At 41.6% G+C, this 24,690-nt stretch carries 25 protein-coding genes and 1 pseudogene; 12 read left to right on the plus strand and 14 right to left on the minus strand.

All coding sequences use genetic code 11. The annotated features are described in order from the left end of the window. The 6 genes from ACEYW6_RS28035 to ACEYW6_RS28060 form a co-directional block, all read right to left on the minus strand. Window positions 1–3,017, minus strand: a 3,017-nt coding sequence (locus tag ACEYW6_RS28035) for a WD40 repeat domain-containing protein (protein ID WP_412982318.1), incomplete at its 3' end; no start/stop codon positions are given. Window positions 3,018–3,054: 37 nt separating this feature from the next. Continuing rightward, window positions 3,055–3,444, minus strand: coding sequence for a hypothetical protein (locus ACEYW6_RS28040; protein ID WP_412982319.1), 390 nt, complete (start codon window positions 3,442–3,444; stop codon window positions 3,055–3,057). Window positions 3,445–3,755: 311 nt separating this feature from the next. Then, a complete protein-coding gene (locus ACEYW6_RS28045) occupies window positions 3,756–3,944 on the minus strand; it encodes a hypothetical protein (protein WP_412982320.1) in 189 nt (62 codons plus the stop codon). Beyond that, on the minus strand, window positions 3,941–5,473 hold the full coding sequence (locus ACEYW6_RS28050) for a relaxase/mobilization nuclease domain-containing protein (protein ID WP_412982321.1): 1,533 nt from the start codon (window positions 5,471–5,473) through the stop codon (window positions 3,941–3,943). The genes ACEYW6_RS28045 and ACEYW6_RS28050 overlap by 4 nt, the downstream gene beginning before the upstream one ends. Further along, entirely contained in the window at window positions 5,448–5,966 is a 519-nt protein-coding gene (locus ACEYW6_RS28055) for a plasmid mobilization protein (protein ID WP_412982322.1), read from the minus strand. The genes ACEYW6_RS28050 and ACEYW6_RS28055 overlap by 26 nt, the downstream gene beginning before the upstream one ends. Window positions 5,967–6,156: 190 nt before the next feature. Further along, window positions 6,157–6,321 (minus strand): hypothetical protein, encoded by a 165-nt coding sequence (locus ACEYW6_RS28060; protein ID WP_412982323.1) that lies wholly within the window; start codon window positions 6,319–6,321, stop codon window positions 6,157–6,159. A 77-nt stretch (window positions 6,322–6,398) separates the two neighbouring features. On the opposite strand from ACEYW6_RS28060, the gene ACEYW6_RS28065 reads away from it, so the two are divergent. The 3 genes from ACEYW6_RS28065 to ACEYW6_RS28075 all read left to right on the plus strand — a co-directional run bounded on the left by ACEYW6_RS28065 (window position 6,399) and on the right by ACEYW6_RS28075 (window position 9,111). Next, the gene (locus ACEYW6_RS28065) at window positions 6,399–6,863 is read left to right on the plus strand and encodes a hypothetical protein (RefSeq protein WP_412982324.1); all 465 of its coding nucleotides are present in this window, start codon (window positions 6,399–6,401) and stop codon (window positions 6,861–6,863) included. A 13-nt stretch (window positions 6,864–6,876) separates the two neighbouring features. Next, the gene (locus tag ACEYW6_RS28070; protein WP_412982325.1) at window positions 6,877–7,386 is read left to right on the plus strand and encodes a hypothetical protein; all 510 of its coding nucleotides are present in this window, start codon (window positions 6,877–6,879) and stop codon (window positions 7,384–7,386) included. A gap of 417 nt (window positions 7,387–7,803) precedes the next feature. Further along, on the plus strand, window positions 7,804–9,111 hold the full coding sequence (locus tag ACEYW6_RS28075) for a sensor histidine kinase (RefSeq protein ID WP_412982326.1): 1,308 nt from the start codon (window positions 7,804–7,806) through the stop codon (window positions 9,109–9,111). 368 nt (window positions 9,112–9,479) lie between these two features. Here the strand turns inward: ACEYW6_RS28075 and ACEYW6_RS28080 are convergent. From ACEYW6_RS28080 to ACEYW6_RS28095, 4 genes and pseudogenes are all read right to left on the minus strand, one after another. After that, window positions 9,480–9,837: pseudogene (locus ACEYW6_RS28080) on the minus strand (transposase); the annotation flags it as partial. Between the two features lie 141 nt (window positions 9,838–9,978). Continuing rightward, window positions 9,979–13,128 (minus strand): plasmid replication protein, CyRepA1 family, encoded by a 3,150-nt coding sequence (locus tag ACEYW6_RS28085; protein ID WP_412982327.1) that lies wholly within the window; start codon window positions 13,126–13,128, stop codon window positions 9,979–9,981. A gap of 562 nt (window positions 13,129–13,690) precedes the next feature. Beyond that, window positions 13,691–14,026 carry a hypothetical protein gene (locus ACEYW6_RS28090; RefSeq protein ID WP_190947302.1) on the minus strand — a complete coding sequence of 112 codons (336 nt, stop codon included), beginning with the start codon at window positions 14,024–14,026 and terminating at the stop codon, window positions 13,691–13,693. Window positions 14,027–14,141: 115 nt separating this feature from the next. Continuing rightward, entirely contained in the window at window positions 14,142–14,348 is a 207-nt protein-coding gene (locus tag ACEYW6_RS28095) for a ribbon-helix-helix domain-containing protein (RefSeq protein WP_190947303.1), read from the minus strand. Between the two features lie 290 nt (window positions 14,349–14,638). Here ACEYW6_RS28095 and ACEYW6_RS28100 point away from each other — a divergent pair, with 290 nt between their 5' ends. The 9 genes from ACEYW6_RS28100 (at window position 14,639) to ACEYW6_RS28140 (ending at window position 20,096) form a co-directional block, all read left to right on the plus strand. Further along, the gene (locus tag ACEYW6_RS28100) at window positions 14,639–15,031 is read left to right on the plus strand and encodes a hypothetical protein (RefSeq protein ID WP_412982328.1); all 393 of its coding nucleotides are present in this window, start codon (window positions 14,639–14,641) and stop codon (window positions 15,029–15,031) included. A 3-nt stretch (window positions 15,032–15,034) separates the two neighbouring features. Then, window positions 15,035–15,574 (plus strand): hypothetical protein, encoded by a 540-nt coding sequence (locus tag ACEYW6_RS28105; protein ID WP_392476261.1) that lies wholly within the window; start codon window positions 15,035–15,037, stop codon window positions 15,572–15,574. Between the two features lie 74 nt (window positions 15,575–15,648). Beyond that, window positions 15,649–15,792, plus strand: coding sequence for a hypothetical protein (locus ACEYW6_RS28110; RefSeq protein ID WP_190899731.1), 144 nt, complete (start codon window positions 15,649–15,651; stop codon window positions 15,790–15,792). A 104-nt stretch (window positions 15,793–15,896) separates the two neighbouring features. Next, window positions 15,897–16,148: a hypothetical protein gene (locus ACEYW6_RS28115; protein ID WP_412982329.1), complete on the plus strand. Its 252-nt coding sequence runs from the start codon at window positions 15,897–15,899 to the stop codon at window positions 16,146–16,148. A gap of 146 nt (window positions 16,149–16,294) precedes the next feature. Beyond that, window positions 16,295–16,420, plus strand: coding sequence for a hypothetical protein (locus ACEYW6_RS28120; protein ID WP_412982330.1), 126 nt, complete (start codon window positions 16,295–16,297; stop codon window positions 16,418–16,420). Next, on the plus strand, window positions 16,410–16,853 hold the full coding sequence (locus tag ACEYW6_RS28125; protein ID WP_412982331.1) for a hypothetical protein: 444 nt from the start codon (window positions 16,410–16,412) through the stop codon (window positions 16,851–16,853). Before ACEYW6_RS28120 ends, ACEYW6_RS28125 begins: the two co-directional genes overlap by 11 nt. A gap of 8 nt (window positions 16,854–16,861) precedes the next feature. Beyond that, window positions 16,862–17,533 carry a hypothetical protein gene (locus ACEYW6_RS28130; protein WP_412982332.1) on the plus strand — a complete coding sequence of 224 codons (672 nt, stop codon included), beginning with the start codon at window positions 16,862–16,864 and terminating at the stop codon, window positions 17,531–17,533. Between the two features lie 164 nt (window positions 17,534–17,697). Next, window positions 17,698–18,276, plus strand: a complete 579-nt coding sequence (locus ACEYW6_RS28135) for a hypothetical protein (protein ID WP_412982333.1) — start codon at window positions 17,698–17,700, stop codon at window positions 18,274–18,276. Then, entirely contained in the window at window positions 18,273–20,096 is a 1,824-nt protein-coding gene (locus ACEYW6_RS28140; protein ID WP_412982334.1) for a hypothetical protein, read from the plus strand. Before ACEYW6_RS28135 ends, ACEYW6_RS28140 begins: the two co-directional genes overlap by 4 nt. Window positions 20,097–20,420: 324 nt before the next feature. Here ACEYW6_RS28140 and ACEYW6_RS28145 read toward each other — a convergent pair whose 3' ends face one another. The 4 genes from ACEYW6_RS28145 to ACEYW6_RS28160 form a co-directional block, all read right to left on the minus strand. Beyond that, on the minus strand, window positions 20,421–21,425 hold the full coding sequence (locus ACEYW6_RS28145) for a hypothetical protein (protein WP_412982335.1): 1,005 nt from the start codon (window positions 21,423–21,425) through the stop codon (window positions 20,421–20,423). A 1,092-nt stretch (window positions 21,426–22,517) separates the two neighbouring features. Further along, window positions 22,518–22,808, minus strand: coding sequence for a hypothetical protein (locus ACEYW6_RS28150; RefSeq protein WP_412982336.1), 291 nt, complete (start codon window positions 22,806–22,808; stop codon window positions 22,518–22,520). 565 nt (window positions 22,809–23,373) lie between these two features. Beyond that, window positions 23,374–23,700, minus strand: coding sequence for a helix-turn-helix domain-containing protein (locus ACEYW6_RS28155; RefSeq protein ID WP_412982337.1), 327 nt, complete (start codon window positions 23,698–23,700; stop codon window positions 23,374–23,376). Continuing rightward, window positions 23,697–23,957: a hypothetical protein gene (locus ACEYW6_RS28160; RefSeq protein ID WP_412982338.1), complete on the minus strand. Its 261-nt coding sequence runs from the start codon at window positions 23,955–23,957 to the stop codon at window positions 23,697–23,699. Before ACEYW6_RS28160 ends, ACEYW6_RS28155 begins: the two co-directional genes overlap by 4 nt. Window positions 23,958–24,690: the final 733 nt, after the last annotated feature.

A 24,690-nucleotide genomic window follows, 5' to 3' on the forward strand; every position in this document is an offset into this window, starting at 1 on the left:
CGCCAAAGTTTTATTGTTTTGTCATAACTGGCAGAGGCAAGAGTTTGACCATCGGGCGACCATGCCATTCCATAGACCACATCACTATGCCCAGAGAGAGTAGTAATTAAAGAGCCATCCCGCCGCCAAAGTTTTATTGTTTTGTCAGCACTGGCAAAGGCAAGAGTTTGACCATCGGGCGACCATGCCATTCCATAGGCCGCATCACTATACCCAGAGAGTGTGGTAATCAAAGAGGCATCCCGCCGCCAAAGTTTTATCGTTTTGTCATCACTGGCAGAGGCAAGAGTTTGACCATCGGGCGACCATGCCATTCTTCGGACTACATCACTATGCCCAGAGAGTGTGGTAATCAAAGAGGCATCCCGCCGCCAAAGTTTCACCGTTTTGTCAGCACTGGCAGAGGCAAGAGTTTGACCATCGAGCGACCATGCCACTCCCAAGACTGCATCGTCATGCCCAGAGAGTGTGGTAATCAAAAAGCCATCCCGTCTCCAAAGTTTCACTGTTGCATCAGAACTGGCAGAGGCAAGGGTCTGACTATCAGGGGACCATGCCAGTTCATAGATAACAGCATTACTATTCCCAGAAAAGGTGGTAATTAAAGAACCATTCCGCCGCCAAAGTTTCACTGTTGTGTCCTGGCTAGCAGAGGCCAGAGTCTGACCATCGGGCGACCATGCTACTCCCAAGACTGCATCACTATGCCCAGAGAGGGTGGTAATTAAAGAACCGTCCCGCCGCCAAAGTTTTATTGTTTTGTCATAACTGGCAGAGGCAAGAGTTTGACCATCAGGCGACCATGCTACTCCATAAACTCTATTATTATGCCCAGAGAGGGTGGTAATCAAAGAACCATCCCGCCGCCAAAGTTTCACTTTTGCGTCCTGGCTAGCAGAGGCCAGAGTCTGACCATCGGGCGACCATGCTAATCCTATGACCGCACCAGTATGCCCAGAGAGGGTGGTAATCAAAGAACCATCCCGCCGCCAAAGTTTCACTCTTGCGTCAGAACTGGCAGAGGCCAGAGTCTGACTATCAGGCGACCATGCTACTTTTAAGACTGCATCGTCATGTCCAGAGAGAGTAGTAATCAAAGAGCCATCAGGTCTCCACAATTTCACTGTTTTGTCAATACTGGCAGAGGCAAGAATTTGACCATCGGACGACCATGCCACTCCCATGACCGCATCACTATGCCCAGAGAGGTGATTATATTCTCTTCCTCCGTAAATTACTTGTCGCAACACACCCACTAATTGCATTGGAATACTAGCTTTTCGGCGCTGAAGTGGTATTATTGCCCGTAAACTTACTATCAATGCATCCAGTTCTTTACCTTGACGAAAAAGTTCCTGTGAATAATAACTAAGGGCTTCACCTTGACTTAACTGAACCATTTCTACTTGCTTTCTTTGCAATTCTGCTTGCCACCATTGCCACCCTGAAAAGCCAGCTAGGCTTAAAGCACCTACTAAGCCGCTTGTCAGTCCTATAATTGTAAGCTGCCTTCTGCGTTCTCGTTCTTCTTTCTCTCTACCCCGCAGTACCAGACTCATCTGGATAAAATTTCGCTCTTCTTTGCTCAGTTCTTCCAATCGTTTTTTCAACCAACCTTCGGCTTCCCCCAACGGTACACCTCGCAACAAGACCTCCTCATCTCTTGCCGCCTTTTCCCATTGATGCATTGTCGCCCGCAGTCGCTCTTGCCAAGCGCGAAAGTCACGGTCAACAACCATCCATTGCCGCAGTTCACCCCAATGGCGAATCATTGCTTCATGCACAATTTCCACTGTTTCTTGTTCAGCAGCATTGCGACTTGTTACTACTAATCGCCCATCAGCCAGTTGTTTCACCAAAGACCAGCTTGCTTCGCCCAATTCAGCTTTTGTTGCCAACCGTCGTGTATCTTCTGTGCCTTCACCAGGACGAACTAGTTGGATGAAAATGCGTCGCACTTGTTTTTGCTCAGTCGTACTCAACTTGCCATATTTTTCATCTGCATAGCTGGCTAGGGCACCTTTTACCTGACCAATTGCCTCATAAGCTGCATGAGTTAATCGTTTACCTATTCGCCGTTTCCACAACTCCGTTAACGCAAACTCTAGCAAAGGTAAATTTCCCGGCTCATCTTCTACGTCATCCAGGATGCGTCCCACCAATCGCGTTTCAAAGGTGACATTCAACGTTTGAGTCGGCTTTTCAATCACCTGTGAAAGTTCTTCACGGTTCATTGCTCCCAATTTGATGTCAGCATTTTGTAACACATCTGCAAATGGGCGATATGACAGAGCATTCCCTAAGAAATCAGCCCGCATGGTTGCAACCAGCACAGTAGCAAATGAGGAATTGTTCGTGGGAGATTGAAAGTTGGTTAATAACTTATCTAAAAAACTACGGCGGATGGCCTCATCGTTACAGAGAGTATAGAGTTCTTCAAACTGGTCGGCAATCAACAGCACCCGGTCGTTGGGATGATTTTGTTTAATTTGGGCAAAAACGTCAGACAGAGGAAGAGTAGCGTCACGAAAATAGCCAGCCAACTTCCGAGCTTGGGCCATCCGGTCAGTAGCATCCAGATTTAGCGTGTAAAGAGGAACAAGTGCCAAAGCCAAAGCATGAAAAGGGTCGGAACCAGGACGAAAATGAGTAAACTTCCAATGACCTTCTTTTTGCAGCTTAGGCACTAGACCCGCCAACACTACTGAAGATTTCCCACTTCCCGATGCGCCAAACACAGGGATAAAGTGACGGGTTTTAGCTGCTTCAACTAGTTCTTCTACAAACAACTCACGTCCAAAGAAAAACTCAGCGTCATCGGGACTAAAGTGAAACAGCCCACGATAAGGGCAAGGGATATCTTTATTAAGAGAAGCGTTAGTAGACTCAACAGGTGCTGCTTTGACATCTTCTCGATAATAGTAATTAATGATGGTGATATTTGAATCACCTGTTGCAGAGGTAGCAGCGTATTCAGTCCCTTTAATAATTTGGTTGATATCAGTTTGCTCAGACACGTCTGCTTTGCCTCTTTTAGCCCATCAAATTATCTTCTTAGCTATCTTTAGATGGTTCATGCTCAGTGATGTTGCTAATACTAGCCGTACTAGTACCAGAAGTAGCAGCATATTTAACATTACTGACAGTTTGAGTGATTATTTGCTGTCCACCAGGTTGTTCTTTTAGCTGAGTGAGTAAATCTTGCGCTAATTGAAGAAGTTCAAGGTCATCATTAACCTTAGCGACTTCAACTTCTTCAAGCAGCGTAGCTTTGCGACCTTCAGACTCTGGCTTTTTTTCTAATCCTTCGACTGCATTTATGATGTCACTTTTATCACCAAATTTTTTCTTTAAAGCATCTTTCAGGGCGTTGTAGCCGTCTTTTATTACATCCTTGCTTAGATTAGCAACACCAGCCACAATTGCTGTAGTGATAGGGTCCATAGTTGCTCCATAATAATTAGTAGCAGTGGAAAATAGCGTCTATTCCTTTAACTTCGATTTAATAACAATATAATTGCATGACGAGTTATTAAAGTCTATTAGAAAAATAGCAAAAAGCATAAAATCTATCAAAAGATAGATGCTTAATTTTCTGCTTTATTCTCTAAACTAGATAACTACAAAAAAACAAAAGCAAATTCCGCACTTCTACAGCAAAATTATTCCCACCATTTTCAATAGACTCATCCGCAAATCGCAAATGCTTACTGTGAATGGGTTTTACGGATTCAGATTCAATAGTACATCGCTGTCTAGCTGCCAGTGGTCAAGGTGTCTTTATTTCCAGAATTTAAGAACTCGTGGCTCGGAGTCGGCGCAGCGGAGTGGCTCTTGCGGGATGCAGGATCTAGTTGGCCCAACCAGTAATCTTTCTGCCCGTAAGAGCCACCGACTCCGAGAGCGTAGCGGTCACGAGTTCGGTCTACGGGAGCGTGGATCACAAGCTAAAACCACGTTCCTGCTGTCTGAGCTTTTGTTGCTCCTCCCTGAGATGAGCTTCTAGTTCTTGACTCCAATCAGGATTATGGGTTTTGAGCCTCTTACCCTGTGGCAACAATTCTAATACTGCACTAGCTGTTTTATTCCCTTGTTCATCATTATTGAATGCTACGACAACCCTATTGAAACTCTTGAGAAATTCCATAGGTAGGTTATTCGGGTCATCAGCCACTATCAACATGGTTCTAGTTGGTGGTAGCCCCTTGCAACTTGAGATCAGGTAGGTGGCTGCTGACATCGCATCAATCGGTGTAGAACACAAAAAGACGTTTTCTACCTTGTCCGTTGGTTGCCCTCCCAATCTCAGATAAAACCAACCTTTTTGTGTAGAAGTGTTTTGGTCGTACTCCACAGCACGATGATTTTCTCTAGGCTTTGACCAAACTAATGCGCCAGTTTTTTCACCATCTAAATCACGCTTGATAAACAAAATATTTCGTTGCTCATCCATGTAAAGCAACTGATTATTATGTAATCCTTGCGAAATATAATCTGGTATATAGCGTTTCTCGCTTAAGTACTTGTGCAACACTTGCCAAACAACTTTATCCTCTGGTGGTGGGGTGAATTGAGGCTGTTGGTGTTTGCGTTCAATCTCTTGAAAGAGCTTTTGTAACTGGTCAACTGGAAGTGGTTTAACAGGTTTGAGCAGCAATTCATGAATAGGTTCATCATCACGTTCTGGTTGGTAGTCAACGCCAAGATGTTTTTGCAAACCGGGGAAGGTATAAGCTGCACCTAACTGTGTACCACTAAAAGCCTGCCCATCTTTCTCATAAGAAATTCCTTTAGACTTACCATTCCTAGTGAATCCTGTTCTCACACTGACACTAGCTTGTTGCAGCCGCATGATCAGCGTTGGCATTTGGGGATTATCAACACTAGCCCTATCAATTGTCTGCTGAACTTCCTCTTTAATAGTACGTCCTGGTGGTTGCTCAAGTTTACCTAGTTCATATTCTTCTTGTTCTCGCCTTATGCGTCTGATTTGTCCGGTGCTGGGTGTGCGATTTAGTTTCTCTCTACTGCCTTGGACTTGCACTAACTCATAGTCATGCTCGATTTGTCGCAGAACTTTTTCAGAACGAACATAATCCCAAGAATCATGCACTACTAGCCCTGTATCCATCCTGATGCGGCTGGCGGCAATGTGGATGTGGTCATCATCAGTGTTATGGTGGCGAAAGATGACAAACTGATTGGCATCAAAACCCATTTCCTTCATGTAGCGGTCGCCAATTTCACTCCATTTCTCATCATCTAATTTATCACCCTTAGCTGCTGACAGTGAGACATGGTAAACAACTCGGTCTGCATCAGAATTTAGTTGTCTCGACAGCTTAAATTCCCGCGCTAATTCACGGGCATTTCTCCCGCTCATGTTGCCGCCGATTAGTTTAGCATCTTCACGAGATTCCAAATAATCCAACAACTTGCGAAAACCTCTACCCTTGGTCTGCTTCCCAATCATCCTCTTCCTCTTCTTCCGAGTCGTCATCATCAACATCATCCGAGGCAATGTCTCGTCTACACTGATGCAGCAGTTCTAAAAGTTCTCTTAGCAGTTCTGGATCAACAGGTAAGGTTCGTCCAATTTTTAAGGCTGTGTTAGTTGCCTTGACAAGCTGATTGAGGTTGTTGCCGATTTGTCCTAATTCCCAATATGTTTGTAGACTAATTTTACTTAGTCGTTTGGGTAATGGACGCATCAACGCATTACGTCTCATCAGTTCACTCGCTGACATCCCCGCGTCTTGTGATTTTATTCGCAGCAGATCCAATTCGATATCACTTAATCTCACTGGGAAAATATGCTTTCTGACTAGAGCTTTTGACTGCTTGCGGTTCGCCATAAGTCGAGAAGATTGAGGGACATTGCGAGGGGGGTTTTTCAAGGGGGGCTTCCCCACTTGAACCAGTCTGCCGTTCGAGCGCAGCGAGACAAAGCGTAAGCTTTGAGGCATGGCTGGCTTCTAGCCCAAATACGGGAGATAACGAGGTGTTGTCTGCTACGTATGTACGGAGGCACAGCGAGAGGCTGGGGGCGAGGTGGATAACAGCGTAGCTGGGGGGACGGGTTAGGATGATTTCGGGTGGGATAAAGAACGATGACAGCGTAGCTGAAACCTCATGATTATATCAGTGTTTGCTGAATCACTGCGACGGCGTAGCTGGAGTGTCTTGGCTAAAGTCAGCAACAGTCAACATCGGGGGAACATAGCAACAGGTACGCTGGAACAGTAGAAATATATCAGCATCTAATAAATGATGTTTAGGCGTAGCAGCAACAAAAATTCTAATCAGCGTAGCTGAAAGCATCTGAAAATCTGGAGTTATACTTTTTGAAAAATAGTGGAAAATAAGGGAATTATAATAATCAATTTAATTTCATAGCAATGGTTGAGCCAAAAGATTCTGGTCAGATTACTAAAGGCAAGATTGATAAGGCGATTACTGCCTTGAAGGATCTCAAGCCAAAAGAGCGAGATAGTGTATCGGATAGAGAAGCTATTCGGAAAATGAGGAGGTATATCGAGAAACTGACCTCTGACAAGTATGGCTACAGTTATGATGAAGTGTCAGAGATGCTGAAAGGGCTGGGCATCAATTTGAGTGGTGGACGGATTAAGTATTTATTAGGCGAGTTGAAGAAAAGCAGCCGTCGCCAGAAAAAGACATCTTCAAGCGACGATAATAATCCGTCATCAAATCCGGCTACTGAAACTCAGCTAACAGTTGTAAATACTGCGTCAGAGCAAGCTAGTAGTGAGCCGGATAAATCAACAGTAAATAGTGCAAAGGGCAAGAGACAAAGTAAAGAGACAGTAGCGCAGCAGCAACAGCCTGAATCAAACCTGTAATTAGAAAAATCCTATGAATATAGAATTATTAATTGGAACATGGCTGTTAACGGGAAGCATTTCTCTAAACGCCCAAATTAAATTTATCGGTGATGAACCAGATCCGAATGGTGTCGAAAATTGGTTGAATGGTAACAGCAATAATTTAATTGCTCAGGTAGAAGCAACCGAAGGGCTAACTCTAACTATCTCATCAGATGGTAAATTCTTTGAAGAAAGAACAGGCGAACCAAAAGTTTATTGGTTTGACAGAGAAGGGGTATTGGAGTCTGAAGTTATACCGTTTAACGGTCATCTAAGTTTCTATGACTCTAAAGCCTTCTTATTGGTTGATGATCTGGTATCGTGGGCTGTACCTAGCGATGAAGTTAGTAAAAAAAAGCTCAGATACGATGATGGTGACACGAAAATAGCTGATAGCATTGAAGTTCAAGGCGAACAGCTTATACGAACCATCTCAGTAGTAACAGATGAACTTTACTTAGATAGAGTACTTATCGTATACAAAAAAGCAAATAAGTGAAGTATTCTAACGCTGCCATTACAAGAAACAAAAAGATGACTCCGATTCAGCACAATACAGTTCAGTTAAGAAGAACCGTAGGTTGGGTTGAACTTTAGTGTTACCCAACAAAGCCTTGATAATCTTGGGTTTCGTTCCTCAACTCAACCTACACCAGTTTTATTTTTTAGCCTTAACTGAACCGTATTGGAATATAGGCGCTTTTGCTAGTAAATGCCTTAAGGCGTGAATCTTCCTGCAATTTCAAAAATGTTTGGTTAACAGGTTCATAATAGCGATCAAGATATGCCAAATCGGTTAAAAGCTCAGTTCGGGCAATGTAATCTATATAAAATAAAATATTTCCATTTGGAAGGGTTCCAAACTCAAAAGCTAAATGAGGAACCTGAATATGCGACTTCAACCAAGTGGTGAGACGTGGCTCCTAAAGCATATAAAAATGAGGATGCCCAAAAAATTGATGCTGCTAATCAGCGTTTGGTTACAATGGAATATCAATCTTTTGATTTAGTTAATAAAAATCAAAAAGAGACAGCACAACAAGTACTTTCCAGCCGCGAATATGAAACTCAGAAGCGAATTTATGCTGATCGTATTGCGAAAAGAAACCGTAATATCTCACTTCAGTTACAACAGAAGATTGATGAATATTACCAAAGAATATTTTGGGCAGTTTTAGAATCTATTCTAAGTTTAGCACTGCTGATTCCGGCATGGCTTTTAGTATTGCATTTATTACAGCAATACTTAAAAGATAAAAAAATTGCTCAAACAGCTTTAGAAGAAACAAATTTTAGACTTGAAATGGAAGTGGCAGAGAGAACGGCAAAATTAGAACATAAAAATATTCAACTAAAACAAACACTGCAAGAATTGCAACACACTCAAGTGCAACTTATTCAAACTGAAAAAATGTCATCATTAGGTCAGTTAGTTGCTGGTGTAGCTCATGAAATCAATAATCCAGTTAATTTTATTCATGGTAATCTGATACATCTTAAAGAATATAGTCAGCAATTACTAACTTTAATTAGCCTTTATAAACAAGAAAATTGTAATTACAACCCAGAAATAACTACTCTGATTGATGAGATCGATTTAGAGTTTATTATTGATGATATACCGAAAACTTTATCTTCAATGACAGTTGGCACTGAGCGAATTTGTGAGATTGTGCTAACTTTGCGGAACTTCTCACGTCTTGACGAAGCAGAAATGAAACCTGTTGATATTCATGAAGGAATTGATAGCACGCTATTAATTTTACAGCATCGTCTCAAACAAAATCATAAACAGCAGGAAATCGAAATTATCAAAAAATATGGTAAATTACCTCTTGTTGAATGCTATGCAGGAGGATTAAATCAGGTATTTATGAACATCTTAAGTAACGCTATTGATGCTTTATCTGAACGCGAACAAGAGTATTTAACAAAAAATGTTACAGAACACCTTAATTCTATTATTATCCATACTCAAGTTAAAAATGAAGAATTTGTAATTATCAGTATTAAAGACAACGGGATAGGAATACCAGAGAAAGTTAAGACTAGATTATTTGACCCTTTTTTTACTACTAAACCTGTGGGTAAAGGTACTGGTTTAGGATTATCCATTAGTTACCATATTATAGTAAATAAGCATCAGGGAAAAATAAAATGTATTTCTGAACTTGGGAAGGGTACAGAGTTTATAATTGAGATTCCTATCCAGCAGACGCGGTAAGCAAATATATGATTGTGCAGTTTAACCGAACAATATGTATCTGCTTCTTATAGTTCTGGAACATTAACCAGTCTAAGCTTGTGCCTGAACTTACATTGCTGCCGGAACAGATATATTATTTTTAGTCACACCTTTGACATAATCTTGCAATGGCTTTGTCAATATAATCTGCAATAGATCAATACGGTTCAGTTAAGGCTATGCAGTGCTTAGAATAAGGAAGACATGAGGCTTTGTTATTGTCCCAGTACCTCTGTGTTCTACTTTTTTTGAGCGAAATTTTGATACAGGTTTTTTCACAACCCTTGGGTTACTTCTATGAACCCTTTGAGGTAAAACTTGATCAAGAATCTCTAGAGTTAACCAACTCAAAAAAAGGGAAGTTCGTGTGGTTGCAAACGCTGGAATTTAGGAAGGGCACGGCGAACAACTCGCAACGTTCCTGTGAAACTTAGACGCAAGGGCGCAACTTCTGCGCTGGTTGCAGCTTGAAAAATTAATGTTCTTACAGTCCAATGGCCTAATAATAAACCGTAAACTTCTTGCACTACCTCTCGTGGTTTTTGAGAACGAATATGAGTTTTTCGTCCTAAAAGGTGTACTTTGAGTTCATCAATCGTGTTCTCGACTTCCCAACGTTGGTGATATTCGCTCTTCATGTAATTGGGCTGGGAATTTTTCAATATTTAATAAGCTTGTAATTAGGCGGAAATAGAAGGTTCGTGTCACCAGGCGCAGTCTGATAATGAACTTTTCATTTTGGCTAGAGTGAATGCACAAAACTATTGAGAAATTAGCCACGCTCGAACCAGCACTGCTTTTGAATATGGCAGTGCAAATATGATTTTAAAATTAGTCAAGTCTATTTCAGTCCCTATTTACTTGTGTAAGTTCAGTGAACGGCAATAAAACCACTGTATTGTTGGTTAAGTTATGACATCTGGCCCTACTATCTAATGTTTTGCTCTGTACCAAGAACTGGTCATCATCTCCCGTGACGGTACATACTTGCCCAATTAGGGTTTCTATAAGGGATTTCGGGTGATGTTGATTTGGATCTCCTAGATTATTTTGAGTATTAAAAGACATAGCTGATCCATCAGACTCTCCAAGATTTTGAAGGCGTTCGCGTCGTGCAGCACGTTTAGCTAATATGGACATCAGGTTAGACCAAGTTTCAGTATCAAGTCGGTAGACTTTAATTTTTTGCCTTTCAAACCCCGGCTCAAACCTCGACCAGCGAAAAGCCGCTTTGATTCCCAACTGCGATAACATCTGATGCACAACCTGAACATCACTCATTTTGTCGCTGATGGTGCGGTTGAGATGGTGTAATATTTCTGGGGCATAGAGACGAATCTTGTCGGCGTAGGGTTTGAGGTCAGCCTTAGTCCATTCTTTATTTGGATCTAAAAAGTCGTTTAATCCAAATGCTTCTCGCATCTGTCGCCGCAGTGCTGTACCGGAAATATCCCACGGGCAAACAGCTTGATTCCAATTAGCTTGTTTCTCTAATGATTTGGCTGTTCTGTCAACTCCTAATTCGGGATAAAGTTGTGCTTCTAAGTTGAGCAGTTCCCCGCGTCGTCGGCCTTCTTTGTCCCAAAGTACATGTTCTAGAGTTAGCTCGTCTACGCAGTAGAAATCTTTCAGATAATATTTTCTAATTGCTAGCGCGTCTTCTGGTGAAACTGCTTCTTGGGATTCTAGCAGGGCTATTTCTGGATAAGTTAAATCGGCGGCGGCTACTATGTCTTTGGCTTCAATTTGTTTGATTTCGTCTTTGGCTGACTTTAGTAACAGTTTGACAGCTTTATCCGATTCTCGATTATCAATTGTAATCTGATGCCCTTCATGTCTTAGTCTTATAAGCAGTGCATCCTCTAGATTCATCATCGAATAATTCTGCTCGGCACTAATTCGGGCATACAGATTGACATGAGGGTTTGATTGCCAATCGAAATTAGCAATACCTTCAACAATATCTGGTCTGAGGTTGGAGCGGACTAAACGAACAGTGGCATCTGTTCTCTGTTGTAATTGTGCTTTAATTTCTAGATAATTACTGGAGCGAGAAACTTTACAGTAATTTGTCCCACGTTTGGCACACCAAACTGTGCGGTCTACGTTGTCTCGCACGCGAATTAGAGATTGGGACATATCAGCGTCGGTGGATGATGCGCCAGTGAAAATTCCATAGACTTTCTCGATGAAATCTGGAATTTCTATGCTGACTCCGGTGGCAACTGTGGGAGAGCAAATAATTACGTCATATAGTCCTTCTGCTAATACTGCATCGGGATTTTTTAGAAACCTTTTTTCATCCTCGTTGCCACTGGTTTCTGAGTTAACTAGCAGAATTCTAATACCAGGAATTTCTTTTTGTAGCAGTCGTGCTGTTGTCTTGCTGGTGGCTTTGCTATCTGTGGTGACATATAGTGCCTTACCTGGCAAGATGTTTTGTGCATTTTGGATTAACTCGTTTATAACAGCTGATTTATCTTTGGCTTGAATAAATGTGACGTGGTAGGGTTTGGGTTGATAGTCGTTATAAATTAAGTAGATTGGAGCCGGATCTGATCTCAGTTCCCAGAGGTAATTTAGGGTTGGGTTGTTTAAATCAGCGTCAGCAGCAATTATCCTCCGGGCGACTCTAATTAATTCTGCAAACCTTGCTAATAATGCTGGACGTTTCCCGTCTTTGTCGCAGGTGCTAGAAGTTAATAAGTGACGAACTACTTGGACAATTTCATCAATGATTAAGTCACAACCAGCAAATTTTTTCGGGTCGATGGCTAGGAGTGAATCAACACAAAAACCAATTCGGAAGCTATAAGCTGATCCTTTGATAAAATTGCCGTTGACTTTATCTAAGTCGCCTCGGTAATCTAAATCTGCCCTGGCACATAAATTCTGTACGAGCGCAATTCTGTGACTCGGTGCTAATACTTTCTCAGACTTAGCTGTTGCTTTGGCCATAAACTTAGTTTTACCAGTGCCTTTGCCTGAGTTAAGGGCAATAATTCCTGACTGGGGTAAGTCTTTAATCTCTAAGGTGGATAAGTCGGCTGTGGTCAGTTTTAATGAGGGTTCGTAAGTTAACCGATTTTCTAAGCGTTGCCACAACTGCCAATGTGCTACTGAAAGGGCTTGGTTTAAGGCAGTTGACCAAGCAGCCACGCCAGCGTTTACTATCAGGTCATCAACGCCTTTACACAGTCCTTTTTGACCGTCCCAGATGGCGATATCAACTATTGAACCGACGGCAGTCAGTAATCGGCTAAAGCGGAAAGTCGCAGCGTTAACCCGTCTTTGGGTTTGTGGATTTGTGTCTTGGTCAAAGGCGAGGGTAAATTTTCTCCCTTTAACAGCAAATCGTGCTATATCTGAGATTAGATAGGGCAAGACTTGGTTGCCTAATAAATCCTTGCTACGGTAGCCGCCGTTAATTCCGTAAAGGGCAATGGCTACATACCCCTGTGACAACAGGCATAAGGATTTTTTACCCCCTTCTGTAATGATGATTGGGATTTCTGGGTGGAGTTCTAGCCAGTCCCAAAAACTTTCTCCTGGTGGGGGAACTTCTACGCCGTAGCGGTTGGCTATTGAGCGTCTATTTTCTCGGTTGACGGTGGGGAGATAAGCCCGTGAACCGTTGCCAACTGGGGTTTCGTATTTTTGCTCTTTGTCTTTTTGAGCGTCAGTCCTGGGTTTACTGAGTTTGCCTTGCCAGGGGCTACCGTCTTCGTTAAGAAATATTGCGGCGTGGAGTGTGGGTTTGGCTTGATGCCCAAATCTGGTATATTTCCAGTTCAGTGCATCGTGGATTGGGGTTGAGACATCCCCCCCAGCACTAATTTCTATGTCGGAGACGATACGGATGTTATCAGTGTAGAGAGAAATTGCGATCGCTGAGTCGGTAAGAAATTCTCGCTCAATTCGGCTGGCAAACTCACTTAAGCTCTCTACTGGCAGTAGATTTTGAGCAGATGGTAGAACACTGGATAGATTTTTCAATTTCCTTTTCCTGGCAGGGGTTACAGTGCCCTCGCCAAAAAAAGACTGAATGTTAACTTCTATCTACAGAACAGTTGGCGTAACTTGTGCGGTAGAGGGGAAAGAGTCAAGTAGTTTGGGTAAAGCCTTCATGCTTGTTACTTTTTTCTTAGGAATCTGTTGGAAATAAAGCTTATAATCAATGAAAGGCTCCACTTGATTCTTACTCCAGTGGGGGTTTTACACTCTGTCTTTTCTGGCGGGGTGGACGTGTGGTAGGTGTTGCAAGCACCGAAGCCACAAAATACGAGCAAAATCAAATGAATAATTTGAGCCTAAGTCTGTGAGTCCTACCTCGCAGGCTTTTTGGCTTTTATTGGCTCAAATTCCAGAGATTAAAGACCATAAATAGAGTTAGTCATTTGGTTAGGGTTAGGATGTTGTTTGGTAGTCAGCATATCATTGAGTAACACTAGGCACATATTGCAATCTGACAAAAGTAAGCAAAAAGTAAGAAAGATTTCTCCGTCGATACAAGACAATGGGGTTGGCAGAGCATTTCTCAAAGCCAATGCTGCTTACCCTATGTGCGCGGTCGTGGCTTAACATTAGGCGAAGTGGTGCTATTATTGCGCTCACTCTTTTCTTTAACCTCTATATCTTCATACCTTTGCCTTAACCTAGTTTTTCGTTCTCCTTTGGTTAGCATGTCCTTGTCACCAAAGTAGTTGATATATGCTTCTAAGTCTTCTTGTGGAAGAGATTTGTAAAAATGTCGTAGCGTTCCAGCGAATCCTTCAGAGTAGTTATTTCGCAATTGGCGGCGGAAGTTGAGATATCCTATCCAGTCACGAGCTATTATCATCGCGGTCATCGCCTGAAGGATTTTTTCTTTTGGTAGTACCTGAGTTGCTGTCACAGATTACGCTCCCCATTGCTCAAGCTCATTCCTGGTGATTACCGATCTGAAGATTATCTGTGTATTCATTTTCTGCTGCTGGCTGGTCGCCCGTCGTAAGTGTTTAGTGTTTAGGTCATGCTGCACCGTTTTGTTTTGGCTGTTTTTGTGGCAATTCACCACGCTCTCTTGCTTCTCTCATAGCTACTTCAATTAAAAATGCTGCTAACGCGGCTGTAGGTCTCCCTTGGATTTGGGCTAGTTGCTCTAAATCCTCAAAAACATAGTCGGGAACGGTTACTGAGAATTTTTTACTCACTGATCTACATATACTTTGAGTCATTATTCTACTCCAATATTACTCTTTGCCTGCTGTAAAGCAGCTTCTAAGAAGCTTTTGAGGTTTTTCTCAGACTGCATTCTGAATCAATTCCAATTAAATGCTTTACAGCAGGCAATTAGATGCTAACATACTTTTAACACCCTAGAAAACGCAAGTCACCTGTTAAATGCGTCTCAAGTGGTTTTAAAAACTGAGTTATAGCCAGATAACGAGCAAAAGCGTTAAATGAGGTGCTAATTACTCGCTAAATCACTGTTAAAAATTAGATCGCTTGCTAAATCGCCTGTATTATGAATCGTTCACAAGCTTTTAGTTTGGGGAGTTCTATCGAACCAGACAGCATTTATGTTGACTTTGCAGTGACCAAAAGTGAATTAGCCAGGTTGCTGCAAGTCACCCGTCCTACCGTCTGGAAATGGGACAAGATTGCATACTTTGCCCTTGAAAGCTACCGGCAAGCCTACCCCATCCAGACGGACAAAGCTAAACGCCAGCTATGCGAACGGGATAAAGAAGTCCCTCTAAGCCCTTACCAAGTATGGGTATTGAGCCGTATCAAGTCCCTGATGAACTCGCTGCGAATTGCCGCCAGGGTAAAAGCCTATATTCGTGGCAACCCTCACCACTTTTCAGTTTCTAACTTCCAGTACAAATCAAATCAAGTTTTTCACAAAGGAGCATAAATCATGACTGATATCACTATCAAAAAAGCCGCTGTTGACCTGGGAATTGCTGAAGATGCCTACCGTTTCATGCTGGCTGACTTCATGCCAGATAACTTTGAGTCTGTCTCAAAAGTCCCGTTAGATGTGGCTGATTTGGTTGCTAAAGCAATGCTTGCCAAGACAGAGGGTCAAGCACTCGCACCTATGGCGGATGACTCTAGCTTGTCTATATCAGATCAACACTCAATCATTTCTGGAGTTAACAATACTCTTGCAGACTTCTGTGAAAGCATTGTCATTGAGTCCCATAATCTAACGACTGCGATCGCATTTATCGCTGCCAAGCGTAACGCTGCAAATTTCCGGCATACCTATGAATCTGTGTTTAGTGATGAAGTAGGTAAGTACGTTGACGAGCTTAGTCTGGCTCTAGCTATGACTGCTCAAAAAATCAATGACACCACACCCAATGATTTTTTATCCCAACGGGGAATTACCCCGCGTCAACCCAGCACCAGCAAGGCAGTAGAAGAAATCTTGAATCTAGCAGAAAATATTTAGAATTTGCATCAAAGCTTGCATTGTCAAATAGTCGGTTTCTATTTCTCTTGCACTTCATTTCAAAGGAAAGAAAAATGCACTTACTGACTGAAGTTTGTTTTTATTCTGGTGTGGCTACCCTCTCCCTAATTGGTGGTGTAGCAGCAGTTATATCGCCTTTGGGAGTCGGGTTATTTACTGTGGGCTTAGTAATGTATGTCAACCAAAACAGACAATGATAGGGACAAATTAGAGTCTGATTATCAGTGGCTTGCTTTCAAAATCCGCCCAGTCCTTTTAATAGCTTGCATCACAATTCCTAGTTTCTTTGGAGCGTATATCTATGCAGCAAGTTTTGACTGTAGAGCAAATTTTAGCAATTCTCAAAGGGAAAGAAGAGAGTTTGAGGATGTTGAGGGCAACGCCAGAGTACATGAAATTGGAGGCATCAGAGCGATTCACTACGTCAAATGACCTCCGCCTCGGTGACGCAATTCAGGCACTCTTCGAGATTCACGAAGCCATCCTAAATATCGAGTTTTATTCCCAAGTCGAGGGACAAACAAATGCTTTCAACGACAGCCTTACAGCGTAATCACCTGTACCAATTCCGTGGTCAACAACTGCGCTACAGCCATCGGTCTAATTGTCGAGTCAATGCCCCTTTCATTTTCAATGACTCAAAGGGCAGACGCAAAGAATTAAGCCAAACCCAAGTGCAGAGGGAGGTTTTTGAATTAAATGAATTTTGTGAGAACTGATGATGAAGCGATCGCACCTGCCGGCAAGCTTGGCGATCGCCTAATCAGGATGTATCTCTCGCCGCAAAAACGAAAGTACACAAGGATTCTAACAAATGACACTTGATTACAAAAATCCCAATGATTGGGGCAAATCGCCTCTGACTGACCGCGCTTTGAGATTAGAGCAATTCAAAGCGGAAAATCCTGAAGAATGGGCAGCAAGGATCTCAGCAGATATTGAGGCACTTTCCACACCAATATTCGAGAGTGAAGATTACCCACCCTTCACTGGAACCGAATTCTTAGCAACTCATGAAACCATTGATGACCATCCATACTCTGCTGCATTTGGTCAATTCTTGGGTAATGGAATTGACCCTGATATTGCAAATACTTTGGCATTTGGTGAGAACAGATTTGATTTAATCTCTGATGATTTTGACGACCCCATAAGGCAACTGGCAACGAGAATCTATAGCCGATTTGAAGAGATGGGTTACTGGGATAAGTTGCCCCAATCATCCAGCAATATCGACTATGACTACATCCCTTATTAGGAGATAAAATGGCACGTAATTTTGGAGCAGCAAAACTCAAAAACCATATTCACAACAATGCCCCCGGTACGTTAGGAGCAATGGGCAGACTGTTTGATGTCTCAGAATCGGACTTCAACAAAGCCCTCCTTGGCGACCAAACGGTAATCACCAAAATTGCAGATATGGCGCGACTGTCTGACACAGCTAAGGCTAATCTGCCTAAAGCTTTGGAGGCATACCGCAAAATTATCGAAACAACTGGGGACGTAAACCAAGCCTACGCCGAACTTGTGCAACTCACCCAGAAGCACGGAACGCAAACACTAAAGGCTATCAACACCAGTAAGACAGTCGAGCAGCGTTTCAAAAACGAGATGACCGAGATGCAGGCAGAACACGTCAACGCCACTACTGCCGAGGCTACCCGTCACGCTCAACGCTCATCCTTGATTCAGATATCTGGGGCCACAGCAGACCTTATGGCGATCGCAAAGTATGAAGTTGATTTAATCAAGGCTTCTAACAAACTGCCTGAAACACAAGATGCGGCGGATAGGGCATACGAAACCGCAGTTACTAGCGCACTGTGGACAAACGGTAGTGAAGCCAAGACTGATCGCATACCAAAGCCCAATTACTCGCGCACTGCTGGGATTAGTCGAGTAGGGCAGTGGTTTCGCAATTTCATGGGCATTTAAACCATAAGTAAGTCGAAAGCCAGCAGACAGAAGAGAGCAGGGGAGCAGAGGTGCAGGGGTGCAAGGGGGAATGGACTGTAACCTCTCCTCTGCCCCTCTGCCCCTCCGCCCCGAAGCCTCTTCTAGACTCTGGCTTTTTCTGTTTCACCCCAGGCGAGGTAAACATGAATGAAATTGATTCCCTATTATCACAGTTCCAAAACACCACTGAACAGTCCACACCGTTAATGTGGGGTGAAACTACTGAAGAAAAACCGACCCCAGAGAGCGAAGACGGCTTACGCCTTGAGCAATCCATTCGTGATGTCTTCAGTAACAAGCAACTGCTAAACAAAGCACTGGCTACATTTCTGGGTGTGTTTACTGCTAATGCTGGAGTCAGCCTACTAACGAGTTTGGGAATTTCCGCGATCGCTTCTGGCACTTTAAGCAGCATTGTACTGGGTTTATTTTTCGCCAACACTCTAACCAAAATTCAATACGACGGCAGAATCCACATTGGTCAAGACTTTATGGTGGCGACTGCCCAAACTGCAAGTGTAGGTGTTGCATTGTGGGTGGCGTTTGATGAATATCGGGCTGTGTCAGGAGCGACCAAGACAGGTAAGACTCGGTTCTATCAGGAGGTTAAACAGTATGAGGTTAAACCAACTCCCAAGACTGAAACACCTTGGCTCTTGATTGGGTTAGCAGCATTGGGAGTGTTGTTGCTTGCAGCTATGACGAGGGGGAGAAGCCAATGAAAGGTAAGCAGTTTGAGGATTATTTACGATCAGGAACAGCCAACAATATCACTGTAGGGGTGCTGGCGGCTATTGGGTTAATTTGTGGGGCAAAGTCATTTACAGGAACTCAGATTAGTTTAATTGAATATTGCTTCATCCCCGAAAAGCTCACTCATCCGGTTAACCGTCAAAGGTACTGCACTCCACATAAACGTTACATAATGCCAGAGTCTGAGTTTTATGCTGAAGCTTATGCCCCAGCTAACCCAGAGTTTCAACGTGATAACTTCTTGCCTACCAAAGCTACTCGCTTAAGAATAATAGAACCAAGTAACCCTCATAAGCCCTGGTGGGGATTAGCTTCAGTGTTATTCGTTGGTGGAGCTTATGGGTTATCCAAAGCTAGGGAATGGCGATTAGTCCAACTAATGCCTTCAGTTAGGGAAGAAATTCGTAGCAATTGGTTAATTTCTAAACTTTGGTACGGGTTAAGGCTCCACAAAGAAAGCTACACCGCGCAGTTAGATTACGAATTCCACCAATGGACGGAGAATCGACGGGTAAGAACCGCGCAGTTGTCAAAAATGACACCGCAAGAGTTAGCTATTTTTCAGGAGCAAGTGAGGTTAAGGGCAGAAGCCGAAGCACGGGTGCAACTGCAACAGGCAACTGGACAACCCGCCGGGGCATTACCAGGGCAATCAATGCAGGATATCGCCAGGGGTGACGATAAAGTGACTGCCTCTGAACAGCAAACATTACAACAAAATACGAATGGTAGCCTTGACCCATCAGAAGCTCTTGCCCTCAATACTTTGCAAGCTCTAGCCAGAGCCGATAGCTCCACTGCTTTAGTCGCTGCACCAGGAAGTGGTAAATCAGTAACCCTCAATTACTTAATTCAAAAAATCTTGGCGGATTCGCCTAATGCTGATATCTGGGTAATTAGTGCTAAGAATGATAGTTTCTGTGGTTTGCGAGAGAAAGAAAGGGTAATTGTTTTTGACGGGGAAAACCCAGACCTAGCTAAAGAAGTCATTGACCGCTTTTATCTTAACTACAAACAGCGTAAACAGCTACCAGAATCCAAACGCGAATCCTTACCACCATTGATTTTAATTCTGGATGATTGGTTAGTGATTGCTGACCAATTAAGTAAGCATTACTCCGACTGGAATTATGGGGGTAAATTACTTGATGTTTTACTGATTGGTAGAGAGTTTAATACTAAGTTTATTGCCTCCCTACAGTCTTTTAATCTGGCAGCATTGGGCATTGAAAAGATGGATGCCCAAACTCGTCTCTGTCTCAATTTACTGCTGTTAGGTAACAGGTATATCAAGAATGGAAGGGAGCAAGAATCTTATGGGGTACTGGAGTTGATTTTAAATAGAGGTGACATCATTCCAGGGAAACAAGAGCGGGAGCAAATTAAATCTAAATATCTGTCAGTGAAAGCAGTCTCTTATCAAAACCTCCGTCCAGTTATGATTGCTTCCGTTGGTGGTTTTGTTGTGGCATTGATGCCTAAATTATCTAATCAAGTCAACTCGATTGCTTCGGAGCAGGAATATCTAGATAGAGTATTTGATCTAGAATTTAATTTAACTGCTGCTCACAATCACCACCCGAAACCATTATCTGAGGTGGCTAACAAGATTTATGAATACTTCCAGAATGTCAAGACTAAAACCCCAAAAACATTACGCGATTTTAAGAAGGCAGACAGGTTATCTGGTTATTCAGAGCAAGAATTAATTGATGGATTATCTGAATTAGTTAAAGCTGAGAAGATAAATTCGGACGGCAATGATAGCTACTCTCTGCCTGATTGGTGAACGTATTGCCGTAATGCCGTAGTGAGCAAAAACTATATAAAAACTGGCTTTTCTGGGTGTCTACGGAAGGAGGCAGCAATCACGGCAATTCCCACCCTGTATAGGTTGTAGCTTACGGCACGGCTACGGCAGTGCGGACAGCCACGGCAGATACACAAATAATAAATTAGCCAATCAATAGCAATTTATTATTAGATGTTTAACAAAATTATGCTGAAAATTGTAATCGTTGAAATAGAAAAAATTATGGTTTTTGGCTATCTTAACTATGCCTCAGTTGTCAATGAAGCATCCAGTTTTAAGACATGGAACTACAAACAGTTTTTAAATCTTTTTCTTCAGAAAATAAAGAAAGCTTTGATAAGGAAGTATGCCACCTCTAATTTCATAAAAATGTCTGTTTTTTTCACATAATGTACATTTAAAGTCTGTTGACATTAATTCCAATATTTCAAATTCATACTCCTCAGGGAAAGTAACGGTTAAGTCTGCATTAATTATTGGATATCTTGTGCTGTAAAAATCTGTAACGCTTTCTTCATAAATTGTCTTAAATATAAAATATGCATCAACATACTTTTTGGCTGGTATTTTCAGTTCAAAAATTATTTCTTCATGAGTTTCTTTTTTGACTCCCTTAGTTTGAGTTTTATCCTTTGTATCCCACTCAAATAATAACTGACCCTCTAGTTGGCAACGTGCAATTTCTAAAGAGCTATTTATTGCTGTTGGCGTTTTTTTAAACGTTATAATAAAAGGGTTCAAAACCTCTTCAATACTTGTGTTATGTAATTGATATTTCATTGTTTGTATAAGTTCTATTTTACCCTGAAATTCTTTAAAATCATAAATCCAAATAGCATTTTTTCTCAAAATTTTATTGTTAATAGTATCTTTTTTTAGTATTTCATATATTTCTATAGGAATAAGAGTTTTAAATAAAGAGTCAAATACATTTATATTAATTGCTTGATTGATTTGATTTAAATTATTTTCTCTTTGCTCTTGCTCCTTAGCATCTATTCGATTTTGAATAAATACAAGAATAAATATTGAGGCTGACAACCCATAAAAAAAATTACTTAAAACTTCAGCTATTCTCCCTACTGGATGATTAGATAAAATATTCTTTTTTACTAAATTTCCAGATTCTATTATACTTATTTCTTTTGATACTAAATTATAATTTTGAGACCAAATATCAAAACTAATACCTAAAATTAAAGAAATTATCAAAATGAAATAAATTATTGGTGATGGTTCTTGTTTTCGTTTTACAAAGATCATAGTTTTAGGGGAAGTGTTAGGGTAGGTGTCACCAAGTGCCAAGTTCCCTCAGAATGTTGTCCATAGCAGGTTTAAGCACACAAGTGTAGCTATTAAACTGGAAACCTTCCGATCACAGAATCGTATTCTTTTTGAGCTTCTCCTATAGACAACCGTGAGTATACCTCCAGCGACTGCCGAGACGAGTGTCCTGAGTAAGGTTGAATCATTGCATCATCAATCCCTTGCTTCTTCAACCATGTCAGCAAAAAGTGGCGTAGCCTGTCGTAGCCTGTCGTAGCCTGTGAGGTGAGATCGCTCTATTGAGTCCCGCAGCCGTTGCATACTTTTCCAGAATTTTTCTCACACCTCGGTCACTATACTTGCGCTTCCACGACGACTCAAATAGATAATCCCTCTTTTGTTACTTTAGGAAAAGAAAAATTAGCAAGAAATTCAACTAGCTATAGGGAAACTGACTGGAGAAGCCCGAAAATTATTCATGAAGTTAATTAATTTCAAAAAGCAACGTTTCATGCCAGGAATATTAAATACTGTGAGCCAAGGTTGAATCAAACAGTAAAAAATATAGGGTTGAATAATCAATCTCAGGTTATTTAAGGCACTCTTCCATGTAGTGCCAGACTCCCAATAAGGATGTTGGCTATAGTGAAGAAGATTAGATTCAGTGTGTGACGAAAATTCTGAAGCTTCAAAATGCCTCACATCCTCAAATACTGAATAATAGTGTTGGCAATAGTTATCTATGAAAGCAACTGTGTTTACTGCCTGTCTACGCGGTATAACCATTCCTGTTACTTACTTTTTCCAGGTTGCCTCCTGATTATACTCTCCCCGTAGTAACAAAAGAGGGATTAGATGGTTGACATAGACCTTGAATAAGAATCTGACGCAGACAAGTCAGTGCGCCCTTGCGGGTTCCCACTTTCTTCAAGGCGGGCAATGTCTAACTTGTACTTCAAAGGAGAATCCCAGGGTAGAAAGTGCGGTCACGTTGTAGTAATTAACGTCGCACAAAGGCGCAAAGAAGAGAAATCTTTAGCATTCACAAACAATTCAGGATTGCTGTATGTAAAAAATTTTAGGCTCAACAACATGATTTATGAAAAGTTACAGTTAGCTCATATTGCTGTGCTACCTTGATATTTTATCAATCACGCCATAGTCATATGACCCAGCACCACCATCCCCATTATTACTAGCATTACCAGCGCCCTCTTCATCCAAAGTAGCACTATCACCAGGAGCTGCACTGGAATTAGGAAGTTTATAAATAAAGAAGTTATAAGTGTTAGAAATGCTGAGTCCTTCTCCTCCCTGCAAAGCCATAGCCTCTGTATTATCTAAGTCTCGCAGAAATTTTTCAATATCTATAAGCTTTCCAGAATTACTAAAGTTCAGTTGAGAAAATTTGATATTTTCCATTGCTCATTTGTCCTATTAAATTTGGAAAAAATAGCAGTCTTCCTAGAAGAAAAAACATGATTGCTTAATAAGTTGAAATTTCGATAATTAGAAGCTAAATCTAACTATATAATTAACAAGATAATTACTAATACTTCACTATATCTCTAACTTAAGAGAGGAATAATGTTAAATAAGTTTGTAAGTTGAGATACTAAAATTTATCTATTTACTTTGCATTGGTACATCAACATTGGTGACAATTAAGTCTGTATAGCAGTTGCTCAATATTGGGTGCGGCGTTACAAGGGTGCATAGACGCGTATCGGCAAGTTAAGAAATATCACTTTTTGAACGCCTTAGTTAGTGCCATCGCCTATGCGGAAGCTGTTGTCTACAGTTGATATCACATCCTGATAGCAACAGTTTATCAACCGAGGGTATAGAAGCGAGTGTAGACAATTCGGCCGCAACAGGAGCAAAACCCCAATATCCAGGGCCCAACAGCTGGATAATGGTTTAGGTATTGGAAAAGTCCATTTTATGTACCGTAAGAATTAAGAAATTTTCAGGCTTCCATCCTTCCCTATAGCGATATCACAGTTTCAGTAGATTCGCCCTGCGCGTGACGAGGCCGAAGATGTAAGGTGATTTCCGTATCGAGTCGCTTGAGGAAAATGAGGAGTTTGCCCTCACTGAACCGTTGAAACTCTCCTTTCATTAGATGAGAGACTTCTGGCTGGGGAATGCCAAGAAGTTCGCTGATTTCGCGCTGTTTCAGTTTGCGTTGTTTCAAAAGGCGGAGTACCTGAATCCCTATCTTGCCCCGCGTAAAAAGTTCATCCGCATCCTCTAAACCGAGGTCAGCGAATACGTTGCCACTGCTTTCTTCAAAAATCGGTTCCTGTGTCATTCGCCCCTATCTGTGATTTCCTTATTTCCTATAAAAAACTTAGTAATTATTAGTGCAGCTATCCCCCAAACTCCAATTGTGAGGAGGACAGAGAAGGCAAATCGGACATGATCAAAGGTTTGAATGCGACTTTCGGTAATTTCTCCGTTTTGATAATAGTTTCTGGCGAATGCATATCCCAGAATGCCGTATTTGTGATTATATGGAACGTTTACATCCGCACCTTCGGTTATTCCGATTAATGTCTGCGACCCCATATAAGAAAATTTTCCTAAGAAAATATAAGTTGATAATATCGAAGTAAATATCAACATCGTGATTGAAATTGCTTTTATATTCTTACTCATACAAAGTATTAATAGAGCAAACCTAATTACATAAGTAGGTGGGTAGAAATTAAAGATAACTATATAATAAAATGTAAACTTCTCTGAAAGACTTATTCCGTCTCTTCGAGCGTGACGCTCTTCCGAGCGTCTACACAAACTATTCCCAACTCCCTTGTCATAACGATAAATTTTTCCACCTACTTAATGGATAAGACTTTTAGTTTAATAATTTAGTTGCAGACTTATAAATATTTGCGTTCGCAATGTGGTTTTCGGGGTAAATGAGCAATTGCCGCTCAACTAAGTATAAAGCAACTAACTGTTTATTAGCTGCAATAACAGTAAGGCTTTTCAATCATGGACATATAAGTGAAGCGATCGCTTGATTTATAAGTTAGGTCTGAGTATTAAGTGCGGATCATACCCCTACTTGGTAATAGCGTAGCAAACATAAGCTATTTTTATCAGCCTACGAAAGAATGCGGGTTGTAGCGGTCGTGTTGTCGGGCTGATTGATAAGTCTGGGTTAATCGGGTGTCATCGCTTACGAAGGATTAGGCTTTTTGGTGACTTACATTGTTTTATTGACAAAAGTTAGCTTCGACCCCCAACCGAGTTGTCGTTGACTGAAACGCGATCGCAATTGACGGCTGACTTCCTC

Source organism: Nostoc sp. UIC 10607, from assembly GCF_047228265.1.
Lineage (GTDB): Bacteria > Cyanobacteriota > Cyanobacteriia > Cyanobacteriales > Nostocaceae > Nostoc > Nostoc foliaceum_A.

Coding starts and splice junctions, on each gene's coding strand:
- ACEYW6_RS28040 (WP_412982319.1), bottom strand. CDS start 3,444: ATGGACCCTATCACTACAGCAATTGTGGCTGGTGTTGCTAATCTAAGC.
- ACEYW6_RS28050 (WP_412982321.1), bottom strand. CDS start 5,473: ATGATTGGGAAGCAGACCAAGGGTAGAGGTTTTCGCAAGTTGTTGGAT.
- ACEYW6_RS28055 (WP_412982322.1), bottom strand. CDS start 5,966: ATGCCTCAAAGCTTACGCTTTGTCTCGCTGCGCTCGAACGGCAGACTG.
- ACEYW6_RS28060 (WP_412982323.1), bottom strand. CDS start 6,321: ATGCTTTCAGCTACGCTGATTAGAATTTTTGTTGCTGCTACGCCTAAA.
- ACEYW6_RS28065 (WP_412982324.1), top strand. CDS start 6,399: ATGGTTGAGCCAAAAGATTCTGGTCAGATTACTAAAGGCAAGATTGAT.
- ACEYW6_RS28070 (WP_412982325.1), top strand. CDS start 6,877: ATGAATATAGAATTATTAATTGGAACATGGCTGTTAACGGGAAGCATT.
- ACEYW6_RS28095 (WP_190947303.1), bottom strand. CDS start 14,348: ATGACTCAAAGTATATGTAGATCAGTGAGTAAAAAATTCTCAGTAACC.
- ACEYW6_RS28100 (WP_412982328.1), top strand. CDS start 14,639: ATGAATCGTTCACAAGCTTTTAGTTTGGGGAGTTCTATCGAACCAGAC.
- ACEYW6_RS28105 (WP_392476261.1), top strand. CDS start 15,035: ATGACTGATATCACTATCAAAAAAGCCGCTGTTGACCTGGGAATTGCT.
- ACEYW6_RS28110 (WP_190899731.1), top strand. CDS start 15,649: ATGCACTTACTGACTGAAGTTTGTTTTTATTCTGGTGTGGCTACCCTC.
- ACEYW6_RS28115 (WP_412982329.1), top strand. CDS start 15,897: ATGCAGCAAGTTTTGACTGTAGAGCAAATTTTAGCAATTCTCAAAGGG.
- ACEYW6_RS28120 (WP_412982330.1), top strand. CDS start 16,295: ATGAATTTTGTGAGAACTGATGATGAAGCGATCGCACCTGCCGGCAAG.
- ACEYW6_RS28125 (WP_412982331.1), top strand. CDS start 16,410: ATGACACTTGATTACAAAAATCCCAATGATTGGGGCAAATCGCCTCTG.
- ACEYW6_RS28130 (WP_412982332.1), top strand. CDS start 16,862: ATGGCACGTAATTTTGGAGCAGCAAAACTCAAAAACCATATTCACAAC.
- ACEYW6_RS28135 (WP_412982333.1), top strand. CDS start 17,698: ATGAATGAAATTGATTCCCTATTATCACAGTTCCAAAACACCACTGAA.
- ACEYW6_RS28140 (WP_412982334.1), top strand. CDS start 18,273: ATGAAAGGTAAGCAGTTTGAGGATTATTTACGATCAGGAACAGCCAAC.
- ACEYW6_RS28150 (WP_412982336.1), bottom strand. CDS start 22,808: ATGGAAAATATCAAATTTTCTCAACTGAACTTTAGTAATTCTGGAAAG.
- ACEYW6_RS28155 (WP_412982337.1), bottom strand. CDS start 23,700: ATGACACAGGAACCGATTTTTGAAGAAAGCAGTGGCAACGTATTCGCT.
- ACEYW6_RS28160 (WP_412982338.1), bottom strand. CDS start 23,957: ATGGGGTCGCAGACATTAATCGGAATAACCGAAGGTGCGGATGTAAAC.